13 protein-coding genes are annotated in these 16,429 nt (G+C 41.8%); 1 reads left to right on the top strand and 12 read right to left on the bottom strand.

The window, feature by feature from the left end:
• From VF500_RS26515 to VF500_RS26460, 12 genes are all read right to left on the bottom strand, one after another.
• A partial coding sequence (locus tag VF500_RS26515; RefSeq protein ID WP_330862552.1) for an MBL fold metallo-hydrolase occupies positions 1-623 on the bottom strand: 623 nt, incomplete at its 3' end.
• A gap of 54 nt (positions 624-677) precedes the next feature.
• Positions 678-1,637 (bottom strand): alpha/beta hydrolase, encoded by a 960-nt coding sequence (locus VF500_RS26510; RefSeq protein ID WP_330862551.1) that lies wholly within the window; start codon positions 1,635-1,637, stop codon positions 678-680.
• A 143-nt stretch (positions 1,638-1,780) separates the two neighbouring features.
• Positions 1,781-2,218, bottom strand: coding sequence for a cupin domain-containing protein (locus tag VF500_RS26505; RefSeq protein ID WP_330862550.1), 438 nt, complete (start codon positions 2,216-2,218; stop codon positions 1,781-1,783).
• A gap of 16 nt (positions 2,219-2,234) precedes the next feature.
• Positions 2,235-3,335, bottom strand: a complete 1,101-nt coding sequence (locus tag VF500_RS26500; protein WP_330862549.1) for a Gfo/Idh/MocA family oxidoreductase — start codon at positions 3,333-3,335, stop codon at positions 2,235-2,237.
• A 63-nt stretch (positions 3,336-3,398) separates the two neighbouring features.
• A complete protein-coding gene (locus VF500_RS26495) occupies positions 3,399-3,935 on the bottom strand; it encodes an ester cyclase (RefSeq protein ID WP_330862548.1) in 537 nt (178 codons plus the stop codon).
• A gap of 62 nt (positions 3,936-3,997) precedes the next feature.
• Positions 3,998-4,876 (bottom strand): hypothetical protein, encoded by an 879-nt coding sequence (locus VF500_RS26490; protein ID WP_330862547.1) that lies wholly within the window; start codon positions 4,874-4,876, stop codon positions 3,998-4,000.
• A 26-nt stretch (positions 4,877-4,902) separates the two neighbouring features.
• Positions 4,903-5,289, bottom strand: coding sequence for a DUF302 domain-containing protein (locus VF500_RS26485; protein ID WP_330862546.1), 387 nt, complete (start codon positions 5,287-5,289; stop codon positions 4,903-4,905).
• A gap of 27 nt (positions 5,290-5,316) precedes the next feature.
• Positions 5,317-5,856: a carboxymuconolactone decarboxylase family protein gene (locus VF500_RS26480; protein ID WP_330862545.1), complete on the bottom strand. Its 540-nt coding sequence runs from the start codon at positions 5,854-5,856 to the stop codon at positions 5,317-5,319.
• A 24-nt stretch (positions 5,857-5,880) separates the two neighbouring features.
• Positions 5,881-6,450: a DUF417 family protein gene (locus VF500_RS26475; protein WP_330862544.1), complete on the bottom strand. Its 570-nt coding sequence runs from the start codon at positions 6,448-6,450 to the stop codon at positions 5,881-5,883.
• Between the two features lie 414 nt (positions 6,451-6,864).
• Positions 6,865-8,046 (bottom strand): sigma-54 dependent transcriptional regulator, encoded by a 1,182-nt coding sequence (locus tag VF500_RS26470; protein ID WP_330862543.1) that lies wholly within the window; start codon positions 8,044-8,046, stop codon positions 6,865-6,867.
• A 62-nt stretch (positions 8,047-8,108) separates the two neighbouring features.
• Positions 8,109-11,270 (bottom strand): sigma 54-interacting transcriptional regulator, encoded by a 3,162-nt coding sequence (locus VF500_RS26465; protein ID WP_330862542.1) that lies wholly within the window; start codon positions 11,268-11,270, stop codon positions 8,109-8,111.
• Between the two features lie 193 nt (positions 11,271-11,463).
• Complete coding sequence (locus tag VF500_RS26460) at positions 11,464-15,597, bottom strand: hybrid sensor histidine kinase/response regulator transcription factor (RefSeq protein WP_330862541.1); 4,134 nt, start codon at positions 15,595-15,597, stop codon at positions 11,464-11,466.
• Positions 15,598-16,094: 497 nt separating this feature from the next.
• On the opposite strand from VF500_RS26460, the gene VF500_RS26455 reads away from it, so the two are divergent.
• On the top strand, positions 16,095-16,429 hold a 335-nt coding region (locus VF500_RS26455; RefSeq protein ID WP_330862540.1), incomplete at its 3' end, for a DoxX family protein.

The raw sequence follows: 16,429 nt of genomic DNA, 5'->3' as shown, positions 1-16,429 counted from the left end.
TGTAAAATATCAGCATTGGCAAAATGAATAGATGAATCGGCGTCAGTATGGGCCGGTTTATAAGTGTTAATGTGAACGGTTTCACCATTAAAACTTATTTTATGTTCGTTTTTATAAAGCACGGTTGGTAAGGCCGCTTCGGGAAGAGGAGGAAATGTATAATTCCAATCATCAACCCTTATTGTATTTTCGAGATGCTTTTTCGTTACGTCCTGTGCTATGATGGTGGCACCTTCGCCATGAAGCCACTCATTTCCAAAAGTATGATCAAAATGCCAATGGCTATTGATTAAAAACTTAATAGGGTTTGCACTGATTGAATTTAAAGCTTCCAGAACATCGACTTTGGAAACACCGATACCACCATCAACCATCAGTTTACCCTGTGGGCCATTCAATACGGCAATATTGCCGCCCGAACCCTCCAGCATACTGATGTTTTTACGCAATGGCGTTACCGTTACCTTTGCGGTTTTCGCGGCATTGATGATGGTTACTACAGGGCTTGCGGCCTGGTTAAATGCAAAAAGATTTTTAGGTGCAAGCCACAGGCCTGCCGCCAAAGTACCAGCTGCGCCCAGGAATTTGCGGCGACTGATGTTGTTTAATTGTTGTGCGTTCATGATATGGATTTTTAGTTAGTTTCATTAAGTCACAAAAACCGGGATCAAAGCCTTTTAAAGGTTTGAAAGGAAATTATATACATCCGCTCCAATCTCTTTCACATTGGTTTCCAGGGCAAAATGCCCGGTATCATAAAGTTTCACGGTTGTATTAGGGTCATCTTTTTTGTAAGCTTCGGCTCCCGCCGGAGAGAAATAAGGATCGTTAGAACCCCAAACTGCCAGGATCTTTGGTTTATACTTCCTGAAGTATTCCTGAAACGCGGGATAAAGCTCAATATTGGTACGATAGTCCCGCAACAGATCAAGTTGCATCTCAATATTGTCAGGCCTGTCCATCAGGTGCTGATCCAATAAAATAGTTTCAGGAGCAATCAGCGTTTTATCAGAAACACCCTGATGGTATTGGAAATTAGTCGCCTCTACCGAAAAGAATTTTCGCACCGCATCCCGGTTTTTCTTTGAACCATCTGCCCAAAAGGCTTGTACAAGGCCATTCGCCCAATCCAGCAGGCCTTCCTTGTAAGCGTTACCATTTTGCGTAATTATCCCCGTTATTTTTTCAGGATTGTGAAGTGCCAGCCGTAAGCCTACGGGAGCGCCATAATCAAAAATATAAATGGCAAAATGTTTAAGCTCCATTTGCTCGATGAAGCCTTGCATGGTATTAGCCAGGTTATCAAAAGTGTACTGATATTTTTCGCGGGGCGGAAAATCCGAAAAACCAAAGCCAGGTAAATCAGGTGCTATCACATGGAATTTGTCGCTTAACATGGGTATAAGGTTCCTGAACATAAAAGAGGAGGTAGGGAAACCATGCATCAGTAATATTACCGGGCCATTTTTGGGGCCCGCTTCCCGGTAAAAAATGTTGATGCCGTTTACATTGATGGTTTTGTAATGCACCGCCTGCTCCGAAATAACTGAGATTGGTGTTGGCACCGGCTGTTGAGATTGAGCCTTTTGACCGGCCGCAGTTAAAAGAACCGCTGTGATTGACAATATATGTTTCATATGGTTAAGTTTAAATACCCGATGCTTGCCGATATGGTGCTGGAGCATGGAAAGCGATACACAGTATTGGGTTGAGGACGTTAATTATGCTAACAATAGGCATTGGTACCCAAAGGGTACCAATGCATGGGTTTGTGAAACCTTTATTGAACGAAGCTTACTCCATATCTTCCGCATATTTCGGTGACCGTTCCCATGTCTGGCGGCCCGGCGGGCAGTTTATCCAGTTCTATGAACATTTCTTCGGCACCGGCCGGTACAATGGTAAGCCTTACTACGGCCGTTTTGTCGCCCGCTACACGTAAGGAGTGGGGAATGTGGCGGGGCAGAAAGATCATGTCGCCAGCTTTTAAAGTATACTCCTCGTTGCCAACTTCAAAATGTATTTCGCCTTCCAATAAGTGAAAATGCTCATCATCATTACTATGAATGTGTTTTGGTACACCAATACCAGGAGGCAGGTTTTGTATTATAACTGCAAATTGCCCGTCGGTATCCTTGCCTGTTAGTTTTAATACCTGGTTATCACCAAGTACATTAATTCGTTGCCCTTCGGTGGTTTTTACAATCTTTTGTTTCATTTTGTTTATTAAGATGTTATTTAAGATAGGTTTGTCTTTGGCCGGTTGCAGCGGCAACTTCTATCGCGCTGATCATCCGGTGGCGTACAACGGCGTCTTCAAAAGTCGCGCTCAGGTGTGTGCCTTCTAACAGATCGCTGCCGAGCCGGGCATAGTTTTCGGCTATGTTATAGGCAGGCCCCTGCTTCGGCTCCATGTTAACGTTAAAATATTTTTCGGGTACAGGTATCACGGCTAAAGCATTGTCTTGTCCGCCTTTAATGGTTAGTTCAAACACACCGGGATGCCCTCCATCGGCTGTTATCAACAAATCGCCCTTAGTACCGTTTATCTCCCAAAAAAAGTTAGTTCCCTTAAACATACCACCACGGAAATGTGCCGTTGCAACCGCGCCGCTTTCCAATACACCGGTAACAGCTATCTGGTCAAAAACTGTCATCGGGATCTCTTCGCCGGTTTCTACCACGGTTGTTACTTTACGGCGATTGATGGCAGTTGCGTTCAATTCCTGAAACTCACCCAGGCAATAACATAGCGCGTCGATGCTGTTACCGAATGTTGAATAAATCATTCCAGCGCCGTTTTTAGCATCCATAGCGTAAGCGGTAGTTTGATCGGTAAAGGCACCATAATAAATGCCGGAACCGACAAGTGTGGTTGATAACACTTCGCCAACGTAGCCGCCTTTTACCAGGTCCTTAATAAAATTAATGGCCGGAACCGCGCGCGATTGTAAACCAACTACGCCATATATGCCCTTTTCCTTCGCTTTTTGTGCAAGTTCCTCCGCCTCGGCAAGGCCATTGCCCAGCGGCCATTCGCAATAAATATTCTTGCCCGCGTTAATAGCGGCCTCCACAACCGTTTTATGCTGAGGCACTTTAACAGTTACCACAACAAGGTCAACATCTTCGCTGTTCACCAACTCATCCGTGCTATGATAGGTATGAAGTACATCATAAGCTTTGCCGGCGGCGATAGCCTGGTCGGGGTGGCGGTTACTGATAGCGGCTAATTTAAATTGGGGTAATGATTTAATAGCAGGAATGTGGGCAACCGTTGCCCAGCCTCTGTCTGCACTTACTCCAATGATTCCTACTTTAATCCGATCGTTCATAAATTTTACTTTGTTTATTTATTTTATTTAAAGCGCGTTGCCTTGTAGCTGAATATTTTGGAGCTACTTTACAATCCCCGCTTCTTTTAAAAAGGTAAGGTTATCTTCCAGGTGCCAGTCTTCATATACTTTGCCGTTTTTTACATGCAAAATATCAATGGCAATAAAGCGTATAGGTTTACCTGATGCTGCATGATCACCTATTGGCCCGGTATTATGACCGGTATATATCTGGCGGCAGGTTATTTTGTCTTTAGAGATAATGATGTCCTCCACGCTACAGTGCAAATCAGGAACTGCTTTTCTAAAATTTGCGGATGCAAATAAGATCCCTTTAAACCCCTGCGGGCGACCTTCGGGCAAGGTATTATCATGAAAATCCATCGATACCGCTTCGTGCAGATACTTTTCATTGCCTGTGTTCCAAAAAGCATAAAACATGAGCCCTGCATGCATCATCTGATCATTTTGAGCCTTTGAAAGGCTTGCATCGGTCGTTGTTAATTTAGGAACCGGGATGTCGTTAGCTTTTTTTTGTGCCGATGCAGTGCCTGCTAAAACTATGGTTATCAGGGATAAAAGAAACATGTATTTTTTCATGGTAATAAGTCTTTATGAATTGATAATGTTGATTTAATGATGTGTTAGTTACTGTGCAAGGGTTAATCAATTATGCAGGGAACAAAAAACTGTTCAATTCCCTCAACATCTGAAAGGTGGGTGGTCATGGCTTCAATTTTTCCATCCTTTACATCAAATACTATGGCTACATGTTCGTCCAGGATCAGCTCACCGCGTTTGGCCGTGTTATGCAGCAACAGGGTAAACCCATGCATGCCATAAAGAATATGTTGTAGTTGGAACATGACCCCAAATTGTTTTAGTGATTTGGCCCTTTTTATTACCGCGTTAACCCCCGTTGCCGGACCTGATAATATACTTGTGCCGGGAAGTGTCCAGATAAGGTTTTCAAACATGATTGAACGCATTGCATCCCAATCATTATTTTTAAGGGAGTTAATAAATGTATTGGCCAATGCAAACTTTTCGCTTTCATCGTTGGTTACAGGCTCTGGTTTGTCATCAAGTATCAGCATGGTTTCGCGCAGGTCCATGTTTTGTGTGGTAAAAAAGGCGTTTGCCTGTGCGGCATCCAAAAGGCAGGTATTTATGGCTTTAATTTTGCCGCCAGATATGGAGCATATTATAGCGAGTGACTGATCAAGTTTAAGCCCGTTACGGCCTGCCTCACTATGAAGTGATAATGCTACCCCTTTTAATGCCACCAGATAGTGATCTAATTTCAATGCAACGCCAAAACTCATGATGATCTTTGCTACTTTGATCACGGCACTGGCTCCTGTAACTTTACCCGATATGATGCTGTCGCCAGGCAATGTCCAGGAGATATCTTCTGTTATGATATTACGGAGTAGGTCCCAGTCTTTATTTCTTAAAGCTTTCAGAAACTGATCGGCTATGATCAGTTTCGAACTGTCGGATATGGTTTCAGTAACCATTTCATTATTTATATTGTCCATGATTAAATTTTGTATGCAGGGAACTTTTATTGTTGCAGGATCCTGATCACAACCGGATCCATATCAATTAACTCCGTTACCTCGTTGCTTAATGAAAATCTTGATTGCAGGTAAACAGCATCGTTGTAGTAAACCCATGTTTTAAGGTCATCGTCCTGCCAGGCAATGATCTTTAAGGGCAGGTCAAGCGCTGCTACGGGATTTTCCTGCATCACTTCACCGCCACGTTTGGGGTTACCAAAAAGAATAAACTCCAATGGATTAAGTCGGATACCGGCTTTATCAGCTTCGGTCTGCTGGTTTATCCTTGTATAAATGATTGCACCGTTTTTGGATAAAGCCTCTGCTATCTTATCAATGGTCTCTTTCACGGGCAATGGGCTTCGGCGAATAATTACTCCGTTGTTGTTCATATGAGGTTAATGGTGGTGATTAAAATGTTAGTTTAATGCCGGCGCGGCAGGAAAATCAACCGGGATGTTAGTAGTGGCAAACACGTAATTTGTAAATACCCTAACGGTAACCAAACCGATAAGCTCCATCAGCGCTGCTTCATCAAAACCTGCATTGTAAAATATTTCGAGATATTGTTCTTCGGGATGGCCCTTGGTTTCTGTAACCGACTTTGCGAGTTTAATTATCGCGTCAAGCCTTGAGTCGGCAACTGCACCTTTTCTGATAGCTATAGTATCTGCCTGTGATAACCCGTTTCTGATAGCTGCCAGGGTATGACCTGCCAAGCAGTATTCACAGTGGTTTATTTCAGAAACTACCAGCGCTATGGCTTCCCGTTCTTTTCCATTAAATGCACCCTGGTTTAAAGCTCCCTCAAAATCAAGAAATGCTTTAAGCGCATGGGCCGAATAGCCTATAGTTGCATAAAGGTTTGGAACCTTACCTACGCGTTTTTTTATTTGCTCAAACAAAACCTGAGTTTCAGGACTTACCTGCTCAAATGTTGGTACTGTTATAGTTTTCATATAATATATTATGGTGTGTTAACTTTATTTTGATTTTAATTTTTTCAGATATAGCTGAGCGGTTTCACTCATGGTTAATATGGAGCCGGCAAGTATCACAATGTCTTTAAGCACCAGCCTACCCCTGCCCGACAGGTAGGGAAAGCCCCATTCGCTATCGCCTAGGTGGGGTACCCAGCTTTCGGGCGTAGTTATTAAAAAGGACAGTGTGCCAAGTGTCATCCCAAATACCAGCATACTTGCAACTAAACTTGGCAGCGGCAGTACTTTATACAGGGCTACAAGCAGGCCAACTGCTATCAGAAATATGCCCAAACCAATGGAAAAGCCGTAAGTATTATTTTCCTGGTGCCATTGGTGGTTAGCGGTTACCAGCGCACCTTCGGGGTTAATGTGTTTCTTATATTGATCAGGATGATTATAGAACTCAGCCATGAAAGGGCTGTTTGCTACAAATGGAACAATGCCATCTGCCTCATAAGTGAAAAATTTGAGTGCCCCTATCCAAATAAATACAATTACAATACCATACCTTACTGCCGTTTTTCCTTGTTGCTCAAGGCTTGCGATGAAGTTTATAAATCTGTTATTCATGTTTTTTATTTTATTTAGCCGTGCTTGTTTCAATTGTTTTAACATTTCAAAATTAGCCTGCTGTTATATGTTCCAACATGGACAAAACAGGCAAAGGCTTGGACAAATCAGACAACCTAATTATAGGCGAGCGGGACCGGGCAAGGTTGAGGCTGTATGTAAAAGTTTTTATTTTATTCATCGCGTTTTGGCATATCGAGAGTTAGGTTCAATACAATTGCTACGAGGTAATAATTATGCCACTGTTTTAAGTTGTTGATTGTTAGGTGTTTGTTGTTTGTTAGCAAAGGTTGCCGTAACGGGATTTCGCAGATACGTTTATTGTCGTTGCAATAATTGCCGATGATTTTAACGAAGGCTAATAGGATTGAGGATGGTATTAATCTGTTTAAAGGAAATGAACAATACCATTTTTTAATTATTCGTATCCTTGCCCGGAGGAAGAAAAACGGTGTCAATTATATTGCCGTTGGTTAACAATACGCACCTTTCCATCAGGTTTTTTAGCTCCCTGATATTTCCTGGCCATGAGTGATTATTAAGGGCAGTGAGCGCCTCGTCTGATAGGCCCATGATCCGTTTGTTTGCTTTGGTTGCAAATACATCAACAAAGTGTTTTGCCAATAGCGTAATGTCCTCTTTTCGCTCCCTAAGCGCAGGCAAAGTAATTGGTGCAACATTAAGATAATAGTATAAATCCATGCGGAAACGACCGCATTCTATTTCATATTCCAGTTTATGGTTTGTAGTAGCAATTACGCGCACGTTGATAACGTGTTTTTTGCCGCCAATTGATTTGATCTTATGATTTAGCAGCACCTGTAAAAACTTGGCCTGAATGGTTATAGGGAGTTCTGCAATTTCATCCAGTAAAATGGTACCTCCGTTGGCCTGCTCAAGCTTGCCTATCCGTTTCTCTGGCATGCCGGTAAATGGATTATTTTCATAACCATACATTTCCAACTCAATCAGCCCCGGTGACAGTGTTGCACAATTGATCACTATAAGCGGGGCATCTTTTCGTACCGACAGCGCGTGCATAGCCCTTGCAATCAATTCCTTTCCAGTTCCGTTTTCTCCGTATATAAGTACAGGTATATCAGAGCTCCCTGCCAGCTTAACCTTTTCCAGGGCATTTAAAAAGGTTTTGCTTTTACCCACGATGTTTGCAAATTCCGGCCCTTCCGGGTCAAAAGATGTTGAAGGCAAAACCTGGTTGGGCTTGAGTGTTTTTTGCAGATATGCGGCTACCCCAAGCATGAGCAGTGCATCATTTTTGCGAAAAGGTTTTGCCAAAATGCCATGAGCACCGGTTTGTTTGGCAATGTTTAGTGTAAGCTGGTTTGCATTTGCTGAAAGGTAAATAAATGCTATCTCTTTTTCGCTTAAGGTGTGGGCAAGGTGGATACCTGAACCTTGCCCCTTGAAATTAATATCCAATAAAACCATTTGGGGACTTTCATCCCTGACAATGTTTAAAGCCGCCGGTATTGAGCGGGCTATTGCGCAAACTGCATAGCCCGCTTTTTGCAGTATTATTTTAAGATGAATGGCTTCTGTAACATGGTAGTCAGCAATCAATAGTTTGATTTTCATCATTACAGATAATGGTATTACTTAATGGTTTTATAGCAAACCCCAGATTTCGGTTTAGGGTGTTAATAATCGGTAACAGCATTTCTTTTAATACCCAGTTTCTTCATTTTTGAAAACAGGGTGCTTGCCGGCACATCAAGTAATTCAGCAGCCCCTCTAAAGCCGCCAATCCTGCCATTGCAATATTTAAGGATCTCAATGATGTGCGCGCGTTCATTTTCATCAATGGTCCTGACCTCAAATTCCTTTTTTTCTTTCGCCGCAGGCATCCCAATCTTGAGGGTAGACAGATGTATAGTTTTTAATGAATCTCCTTTTGATAACAGGATGCTCCGCTCAATAAGGTGTTCCATCTCCCTGATGTTTCCCGGCCAATTATACGCCTGCATATCAAGGAGTGCTTTTTTACTGATCGTCTTAATTTTGCGGCCCGCCTTTTTTGCAAAACGATTAATGAAGTGTGTAGCCAGTAAGGAAATATCCTCTTTTCGTTGCCTTAAGGGTGGTATCTCAATGGGGAAAATGTTAAGGCGATAATACAGGTCGCTGCGGAAACGGCCTTCCTCCATTTCCTTTTCCAATTGCCTGTTAGTTGCCACTATAATCCTTACATCAACTTTAATAACACCTTTGCCGCCAATCCTTTCAATTTCCCGTTCCTGCAGGGCACGCAATAGTTTGGCTTGAAGGTCAATTGGTATTTCCCCAATTTCGTCAAGGAACAGGGTGCCTCCGTTGGCAAGCTCAAACTTACCTAATCGCCTGTCTGTGGCACCTGTAAAGCTGCCCCGTTCATGACCAAATAATTCGCTTTCAATTAAATTTGCAGGTAACGCCGCGCAGTTAACCTTTATCATCATTTTGTTTTTGCGGGGCGAATTATTGTGGATCGCTCGCGCTATAAGTTCTTTACCTGTGCCTGTTTCGCCGAGGATGAGCACAGTACTGTCTGAGGGGGCTACCTGTGCTACCAGTTTAAATGTTCGCTGCATGGCGGGGCTATCACCTATGATCTCGGCATAATTATGCGATGTTTCCAGTTCTTCGCGCAGGTATGTTTTTTCTTCTTCAAGTTGTTGTTTGTAGTTGTTGATCTCATTAAGCTGGTGATTGATCTTTTCGTCGGCAATAATGTTAAGTACCGCAACGGAGATGTGGTTGGCTAAACTTTCAATTAAATTAAGTTTGTTGGTATAGTTGATACATTCATTTTCATAGAAGATAAGCCAGAAACCATAAATCTCAACACCTTTTGAAAGCCGCACTACCACTGCTTGTTTTATTCCGCTTTCCTGGTTTACTTTCATGTATAGCGGAAGTTCTGCATCCTGACCGAATTTGTTCAGATCGATCAGTATGGGTTTAGATTGATTGATCACTTTATTTAGGATCCCATCGTTTGCGGGGAAACCGGATCTGCTCAGTTCTTCATAACGGGGATGATTTCTGCTTTTGGATTCCGGATCTTTTAAAAACGCGTTTACAGTCGAACGCTCTTTGTTGATAGTAATGATAGCGGTATGCGTAAAACCGAGCATCTTCTTAAACCGATTGTTTATCATAAATAAAAGCTCGTTAGTATTCTTTATTGCGCCGATATCGATACTTAATGATAGTAGCAGTTCCCGTTCAGCTTCACGCCTTGAAATCTCTTCATTGGCAATAATGTTTGAAACAGCGGTTGAGATCTGGTAAGCAACTCCTTTAATAAGCTCAAGGTCGTGATCGGTATACCCTCCTTTTACGCTTGAGTTTACACAGAATACGCCCAGGTAGTTATCACCATCTTTTAAGCTAACGGCAACTTTTTCTTTTATCCCGTTTTTAAACTCCTGTTTTACGTATTCAGGACTTGTTTCCTGGTAGTACAGTTGTTCCATATCAAACACCTGTGCGCCCTCGGTTTGCAGTACTTTGCTCAAACAGTTTAAGGTGTTTTGGTTGATATTAGATGGGCCATCCGGTTTAGCGGCGTTATGGCCGGGCTCAGATGAAAGGATAAAAGAGCCCTGATCGTATTCACCATTCAACATAAAAATGAGGATACTTTCAAAATCGAATATCTTGCGTAAATCAGTATTGATAACCCTGACAAGGTCTTTTTTATTACGAATGGTGCTGATGTCATAGCTCAATTTAAGCAATGATCCGGCCTCAGTTTCCTTTTGTTTTATGGCCTGATTGATGGCAATGTTATCTACAGCGATAGATAATTGATTGGCAATTCCGCTGATGAGGTTAAGCTGTCTGTCATCTATAGCCTGATCCTCAGCCAAACAGATAGCCCAAACGCCAACAATACGCACACCCACCTGCAGGCTAACCATAACTACTTTGCTAATACCGCTTTCATAAAGTATCTCCAGGTATTCGGGCAATTCCGCACGCTCAGAAAGTTGCTTCAGGTCAAAAACAAAGGGTTCCTTTGATAAAAGTACTTTATTAAATATCTTATCATTGGTGGTGTATTGGGTATTGATCACCTGCTGATATTTAGGATGGTCCTTTGCTCCTGAATGTTCATCCTGTAAAAAAGAGGTCATGGTGAGCTGATCTTCATTGATGACGGCTACCCATTGATGCCCGAACTCAAACAACCTTTTTAACTTAAAGTGAATGATTTTGAGCAGGTCCTTTTTTTCTTTTATCGAGGCAAAATCAATATTTAACGACTGGATAATTTCCGCTTCCGCCTCCCGCTCAATAGTAGTTTCTTCTGCCAACAGCATTTGTGTTACGATGGTGAACTGGTTGGCAATTAAACGGATGAGCATTTGCTGCTCCCGTGCGGTTGTTGTGCTGCCGCTGTAAACCATTACCCAAAAACCAATTGGTTTATCGCCCCGATTAAGCGAAATTATTAGCCCTTCTTTAAAGTGAGAAGCCATTTCCGGAGCCATAAATTCATGTATATCGGGCGAAGATGAAAATTGGCCCGTGTCGGCTACCGGGCCTCTGAGCCCATTAATTTGGAGTGTTGACCTTAATGGGTAGTGATTGATAGGCGTGCTGCACTGTGGTAAAAAATCAAACAAAAGGCCTTCGCCAGGCTTGATGATGAATATGGTTGAGTGGCTAAAGAGCAGTATATCTTTTAACCAGGTATCAATGATAGCTTTTAGCTGATCTTTACTTTTAACCGCGGAAAGCTCGGTACTGAACAATAGCAACAGATCATCTGTAATGCTTTCCTGTGATGATAATTGTGGAGAGAACGCTGTCATAACGGTACAGATTATACAAATACATACATGATTCAAGGGGACGAATACGTATTGAAAAGATGGCAGTCTATAAGGAACAGATAATGGAGGATTCGCCTTACGCAAATATGGTATGGCTTAATTGGCAGAAGGGGGTAAAAATTCGCCTGTTTGGGGGTAAATAATATTCAATTGACGATTCTTGGAATTAAAATCAACCGTCAATTGGCTCGCCATGAGAAGCGGGGTTGTTCAGGATATAATCGGCCGGTGCTTTGCCAAACTGCTTCTTAAATTCACGGCTGAAATATTTGCGGTCGTTAAAACCAACCGAATAGGCTACTTCGGCTATACTTAATTTATTTTGAGCCAGCAAAAGTGCGGCCTGTTTTAAACGTGTGGTTTTAATAAAATCAACAAGGGTTAAATCGGTTAGGGCTTTAACTTTCCGGTACAGCACGGTTTGGCTCATGCCAATTTCTTTAACAAGCCGGTTAACGTCAAAGCCGGGATCTTCGATGTGCTGTTCAACTATTTGCATCAGCTTGTTCAGAAAAACCACGTCCGGCGATTCAATGAGTTTGTCCTGGGGCATGAGTGTTATCTGCCCGGCATATTTTTGGCGCATGCGCTCACGTGCCTGCAGTAGGTTGCAAATGTTCAGTTCTAACACCTGTACGCTAAATGGCTTGGTTATATAAACATCGGCCCCGGTTTTCAACCCGTTTACAAGGTGCGATTGTGCTACCTTAGCAGTAAGCATGATAAACGGAATATGATTGGTCCTCTCGTCGGATTTGATCCTGGCGCATAGCTCAAATCCATCCATTACAGGCATGGCCACATCACTAATAATTAGATCCGGAATTAAATTAGTAGCTGTTTCCCAGCCGTCGGCACCATTCACGGCTTCATGAACAGTGTATAAACCACCGAGTGTTTCCCTGATAAATTTGCGAAGGTCATCATTATCTTCAACAACCAAAATCACCGCGCGCTCTTTCTGTGAATCGGGTAAAAGCGTTTTTACACCTGGCGACGGAGTTATCATATCGTCTGTTTGCAGATCATCATCGCTGTAAACGGTATTTGACACTTCCTGCTCAGAAAAATGTGTATTGCCTTTTAATAAAGAAATGATAAACGTGGTATACCCGGATCGTTGTGCCGTTTTGGGGATTGATTTAACTGCTATATCACCTTTATGAAGTTCCATTATATTTTTAGCCAATGCCAATCCAATTCCCCATCCCTGTGATTTTGATGCCTTATTGTCCTGATAAAAAGTTGCAAAAATGTTGGGCAGTGCATTGGCAGAGATACCGGTGCCGTTATCAGTTACAACGATATCGATATGTTCATGACCGGGCTCAATAGCCAACGTTATTTCACCGCCAGCCGGTGTAAATTTGAAGGCGTTTGACAACACGTTATACAATACCTTTTCAAACTGTTGGTAATCAAAATAAAGCGATGCGGAATCAATCGCGGTATTAAATTGATAATTGATATTATTAGCAACAGCCAATTGTGTAAACGGCTCAAAAACCTCCCGGCAAAATTTAACAATATCATATTCCCCAATGCTTAGCCGGGTATTCCCACTCTCAACTTTACGGAAATCCAATAGTTCATTAACCAGTCTTAATAATCTGTCAGTGCTTTGTTTTACAAGGCCCAATTGCCTGTTGATAACGGGATTATCTGTTGCCTGCTCCATTATTTTTTCGACGGGGGCCAGGATCAGGCTCAGTGGTGTACGGATCTCGTGAGATACCTTGGTGAAAAAATCAACCTTTAACTGGTAAATTTCCTGTTGCTTTTCGCGGTTTAAGTGCTCATAAAACAGATCGCGCTCCAGTTTTGCCTGTTTCCTGAAAAAGCGTACTACCAAATAGAGCAGGCCGGAAAATATGAGGAAATAGATAAAGTATGCCCACCATGTTTTCCAAACAGGCGGCAGTATAATTATATGTAAGGATGCGGTATGTTTATTCCACAAGCCATCGCTGTTACTGCCGCGTACTAAAAAGTCATAATCACCGGCAGGCAGGTTGGTGTAGGTGGCGGAAGGTATGCTAACCAGGTTCCAGTTTTTTTCAAAGCCATCCAGCTTGTACATGAATTTATTGCGCTCGGGCGTGTTGTAGTTTAACGAGGTGAAATTTAAACTGAAAACGTTTTGATCATGATTAAAAGTTATTTGCCGCGTTAAGCTGATATCCTGTTTAAGCAAACCAGTTTTATCGCTTATTTGTACAGGTTCATTAAATAACTTTAACCCGGTAAATAACACAGGTGCAGCATAGTTATTCTCCTTTACATCTTTAGGATTAAAGCTTACCAGGCCGTTGTAGGTTCCGAAATAAATATCGCCGTTGAGATCTTTGAAAGAAGAGTTGGCGTTAAATTCATTGATGGGCAGGCCGTCTTTAACAGTAAATGTTTTAAACTTTTCGGTTTTTTGATCAAACCTTGCGAGGCCGTTATCTGTACTGATCCACAATGCGCCGTCATTGGCCTGTTCAATTTTTAAAACATTATCTGTTGGTAAACCCTGGGCTGATGTGTAGGTTTTAAATTTATTTGTTTTCGCGTCGTACCTGCTCAATCCACCGTGATAGGATCCTATCCACACGGTACCGGCCTTATCCTCCATAATACAATTAATATAACTGGCTTTTAGGCTATTATCATCGCGTTCGTCAACTTTAAACGCGGTAAATGCCGATGAATGATTTTTTAAAATATTAAGGCCAATGGTTGTGCCCACCCAAATATTGTGCTTCGAATCTTCATAAATGCACCTTACGGCAATTGTACTTAAGCGGATAGGATGGGCCGGGTCGGTAATATAAGTGCGGAACTGCTGCTGCTTTTTATCAAAAATATTCAACCCCAGGGAAGTGCCTATCCAAAACCTGTTCTGGCTATCTTCAAGTGTACAGCTAACGATATCACCGCTGATGGAAAATGGGTTGGCAGGATCATGAACATGATGCTTAAAAACGTGTTTTGATGGGTCCAAAAAGTCAAGCCCTCCCTGGTGAAAACCGATCCATAAATTGTTTTCCTTATCTATATAAAGTGATTTGACATAATTGGTTGCAATACTGCCCTTGTTCCCAGGGATGTTGGCGTAATTTATAAACTGGCCTTTAGTTTTATCAAGATAGTTTAACCCGTTACCATCTGTGCCTATCCATAAATTATCTTTTGCATCAGCAATGATTGGGCTTACTGTATTGCCGCTTATGCTGTTCTTGAATTTGTTGGAGCGGTATATCTTAAACGGAATACTGTATGGGTGTACAATATTAATGCCCCCATACATAGTGCCGATCCAAATAGTACCTGTTTTATCAAGGTAAATGTCTTTAATAGAATTATTGCTTAAGCTATTTTGATTTTCGGTATCGTGGTCATAAAAAGTAAAAGAACCGCTTGCCGGGTCATAAATATTTAAGCCGTTAATGGTGCCTACCCAAAGCTTATTTTGCTTATCAACCATAATAGTGCGCACGTCATTACTGCTTAAACTTTTGCTGTTAAAAGCGTCATGCTTAAGGCTGGTAAATGTACCGGTTTCTGGATGGTAAAGACTTAAACCTCCGCTTTGCGTACCCACCCATAGCCTGTGTTTGGTATCTTCGGTAATCGCCTGTACAGAATTACCGCTTAAACTATTGGGGTTTGTTTCGGCTTTAACAAACGATGTGAATATATACCTGCCATTTATAAGGGCCATTTTGGTTAGCCCATACACAGTTCCTATCCAAAGGTTATTGGCGTGGTCTTCGTATATGGTTTGGATCTCGTTTCCGGCAAGGCCCGGATGTTTTGCATCGGCCTTAAAAAAATGAGTAAACTTTCTGGAGCTTGGCGAGGCTGTCATGTTTAAGCCGTTGTTAGTGCCTACCCAAATTTGACCAAGATGGTCCTGGAAAATGCAATGAATATTATTATCGCTTAAGCTACTGAGATTAGCGCTGTCCTTCAAAATATGTTCAAAAGAATCTGTTTCAGGAATATATCGGTTAAGCCCTCTTACAGTGCCCACCCACAGGTTTTTAGCACGGTCTTCAAATACGGAAAACACATAGTCGTTACAGCTTATGCTGCCCAGTTCTTTGTACGAGTGATTATAAATTTTAATATTGCTTGCATCATAACGGTTAAGGCGGTCGCGGGTGCCAATCCAAATGTAGCCACGACTATCTTTACAAAAAGAGAGCACGGTACTTTGCGACAGGCCGTTGGCGACCGTCAGATGGTCAAAAGTGAGCTGTGAAAGAGCAATATTGGATATTGAAAGCAAACAGCCTAATAGGATAAAAAGCTTTTTCATCTACGTTCCGGAAATTTGCCTTTATTAAAATCTAAATTTAAGGATTTTATGGGATGAATGAAACGTAATGTATGGCACTGATATATTTTGCATCTATCGGCCCAATAACCAGCCTAAAGATGTTTTTTACATTTTGCTCTTTATCTGGACGAGAATTTCGTGATCCTGTATGATTTTGGCCCATTGGGGGCGTGTTACCCTTCGCATAACTAAATTTTAATTTTTTTTGAAGATTTCTGTAAGGTTATGGAGGTAGAATCCAATAAGCTATGCATGGAAAGCAGCTGCCTCTTCCAGTCGGCTATAAACCGGTTTAAAACACTCAAAATTGAAAGTAATAAAAGGCATGTATGGTTGTAGTATTTTTTCATTTAATGGTCAGAGGGCCGAATTGTCCAACCGGCAGGTTTGTTTGTCTGCTTCGTCCTGAAAGTGCTTAAAAATTCGTTGTTTTTGCTACAATTTTGAGCCATCAAACAACTCAAAAACTACATATCATGACAACAAAAACAGTAAAAACAATCTATTGGATAGGAGTAGCATTAACTTCATTATGGTTTGCAGCAAGCGGATTTGGCGAACTTACCAAAAACCAGTTTGTATGGGACATAACCTTAAAATTGGGATATCCTCCGCACTTCATCTACATCCTTGGTGTTGCCAAACTTGCGGGCATCGCGGTTCTTTTAACGCCTAACAGGTTGCTTAGGTTAAAAGAATGGGTATTTGCAGGTATTTTCTTTGATATCATATTTGCTTTTTTATCTAAAATAGCCGTACTCGGTTTTCCTGCTACCATAGATGCTATTGTTGCATTTATTATGGTAACAGT

The sequence above is a fragment of the Mucilaginibacter sp. genome (genome assembly GCF_036383575.1).
Lineage (GTDB): Bacteria > Bacteroidota > Bacteroidia > Sphingobacteriales > Sphingobacteriaceae > Mucilaginibacter.
This window is presented reverse-complemented; position numbering and strand designations above follow the sequence as displayed.

Bases quoted from the DNA above. Each gene is read 5' to 3' on its own strand.
- VF500_RS26475 (WP_330862544.1), bottom strand. From the start codon at position 6,450: ATGAATAACAGATTTATAAACTTCATCGCAAGCCTTGAGCAACAAGGA.
- VF500_RS26470 (WP_330862543.1), bottom strand. From the start codon at position 8,046: ATGAAAATCAAACTATTGATTGCTGACTACCATGTTACAGAAGCCATT.
- VF500_RS26465 (WP_330862542.1), bottom strand. From the start codon at position 11,270: ATGACAGCGTTCTCTCCACAATTATCATCACAGGAAAGCATTACAGAT.
- VF500_RS26505 (WP_330862550.1), bottom strand. From the start codon at position 2,218: ATGAAACAAAAGATTGTAAAAACCACCGAAGGGCAACGAATTAATGTA.
- VF500_RS26490 (WP_330862547.1), bottom strand. From the start codon at position 4,876: ATGGACAATATAAATAATGAAATGGTTACTGAAACCATATCCGACAGT.
- VF500_RS26510 (WP_330862551.1), bottom strand. From the start codon at position 1,637: ATGAAACATATATTGTCAATCACAGCGGTTCTTTTAACTGCGGCCGGT.
- VF500_RS26500 (WP_330862549.1), bottom strand. From the start codon at position 3,335: ATGAACGATCGGATTAAAGTAGGAATCATTGGAGTAAGTGCAGACAGA.
- VF500_RS26480 (WP_330862545.1), bottom strand. From the start codon at position 5,856: ATGAAAACTATAACAGTACCAACATTTGAGCAGGTAAGTCCTGAAACT.
- VF500_RS26485 (WP_330862546.1), bottom strand. From the start codon at position 5,289: ATGAACAACAACGGAGTAATTATTCGCCGAAGCCCATTGCCCGTGAAA.
- VF500_RS26460 (WP_330862541.1), bottom strand. From the start codon at position 15,597: ATGAAAAAGCTTTTTATCCTATTAGGCTGTTTGCTTTCAATATCCAAT.
- VF500_RS26495 (WP_330862548.1), bottom strand. From the start codon at position 3,935: ATGAAAAAATACATGTTTCTTTTATCCCTGATAACCATAGTTTTAGCA.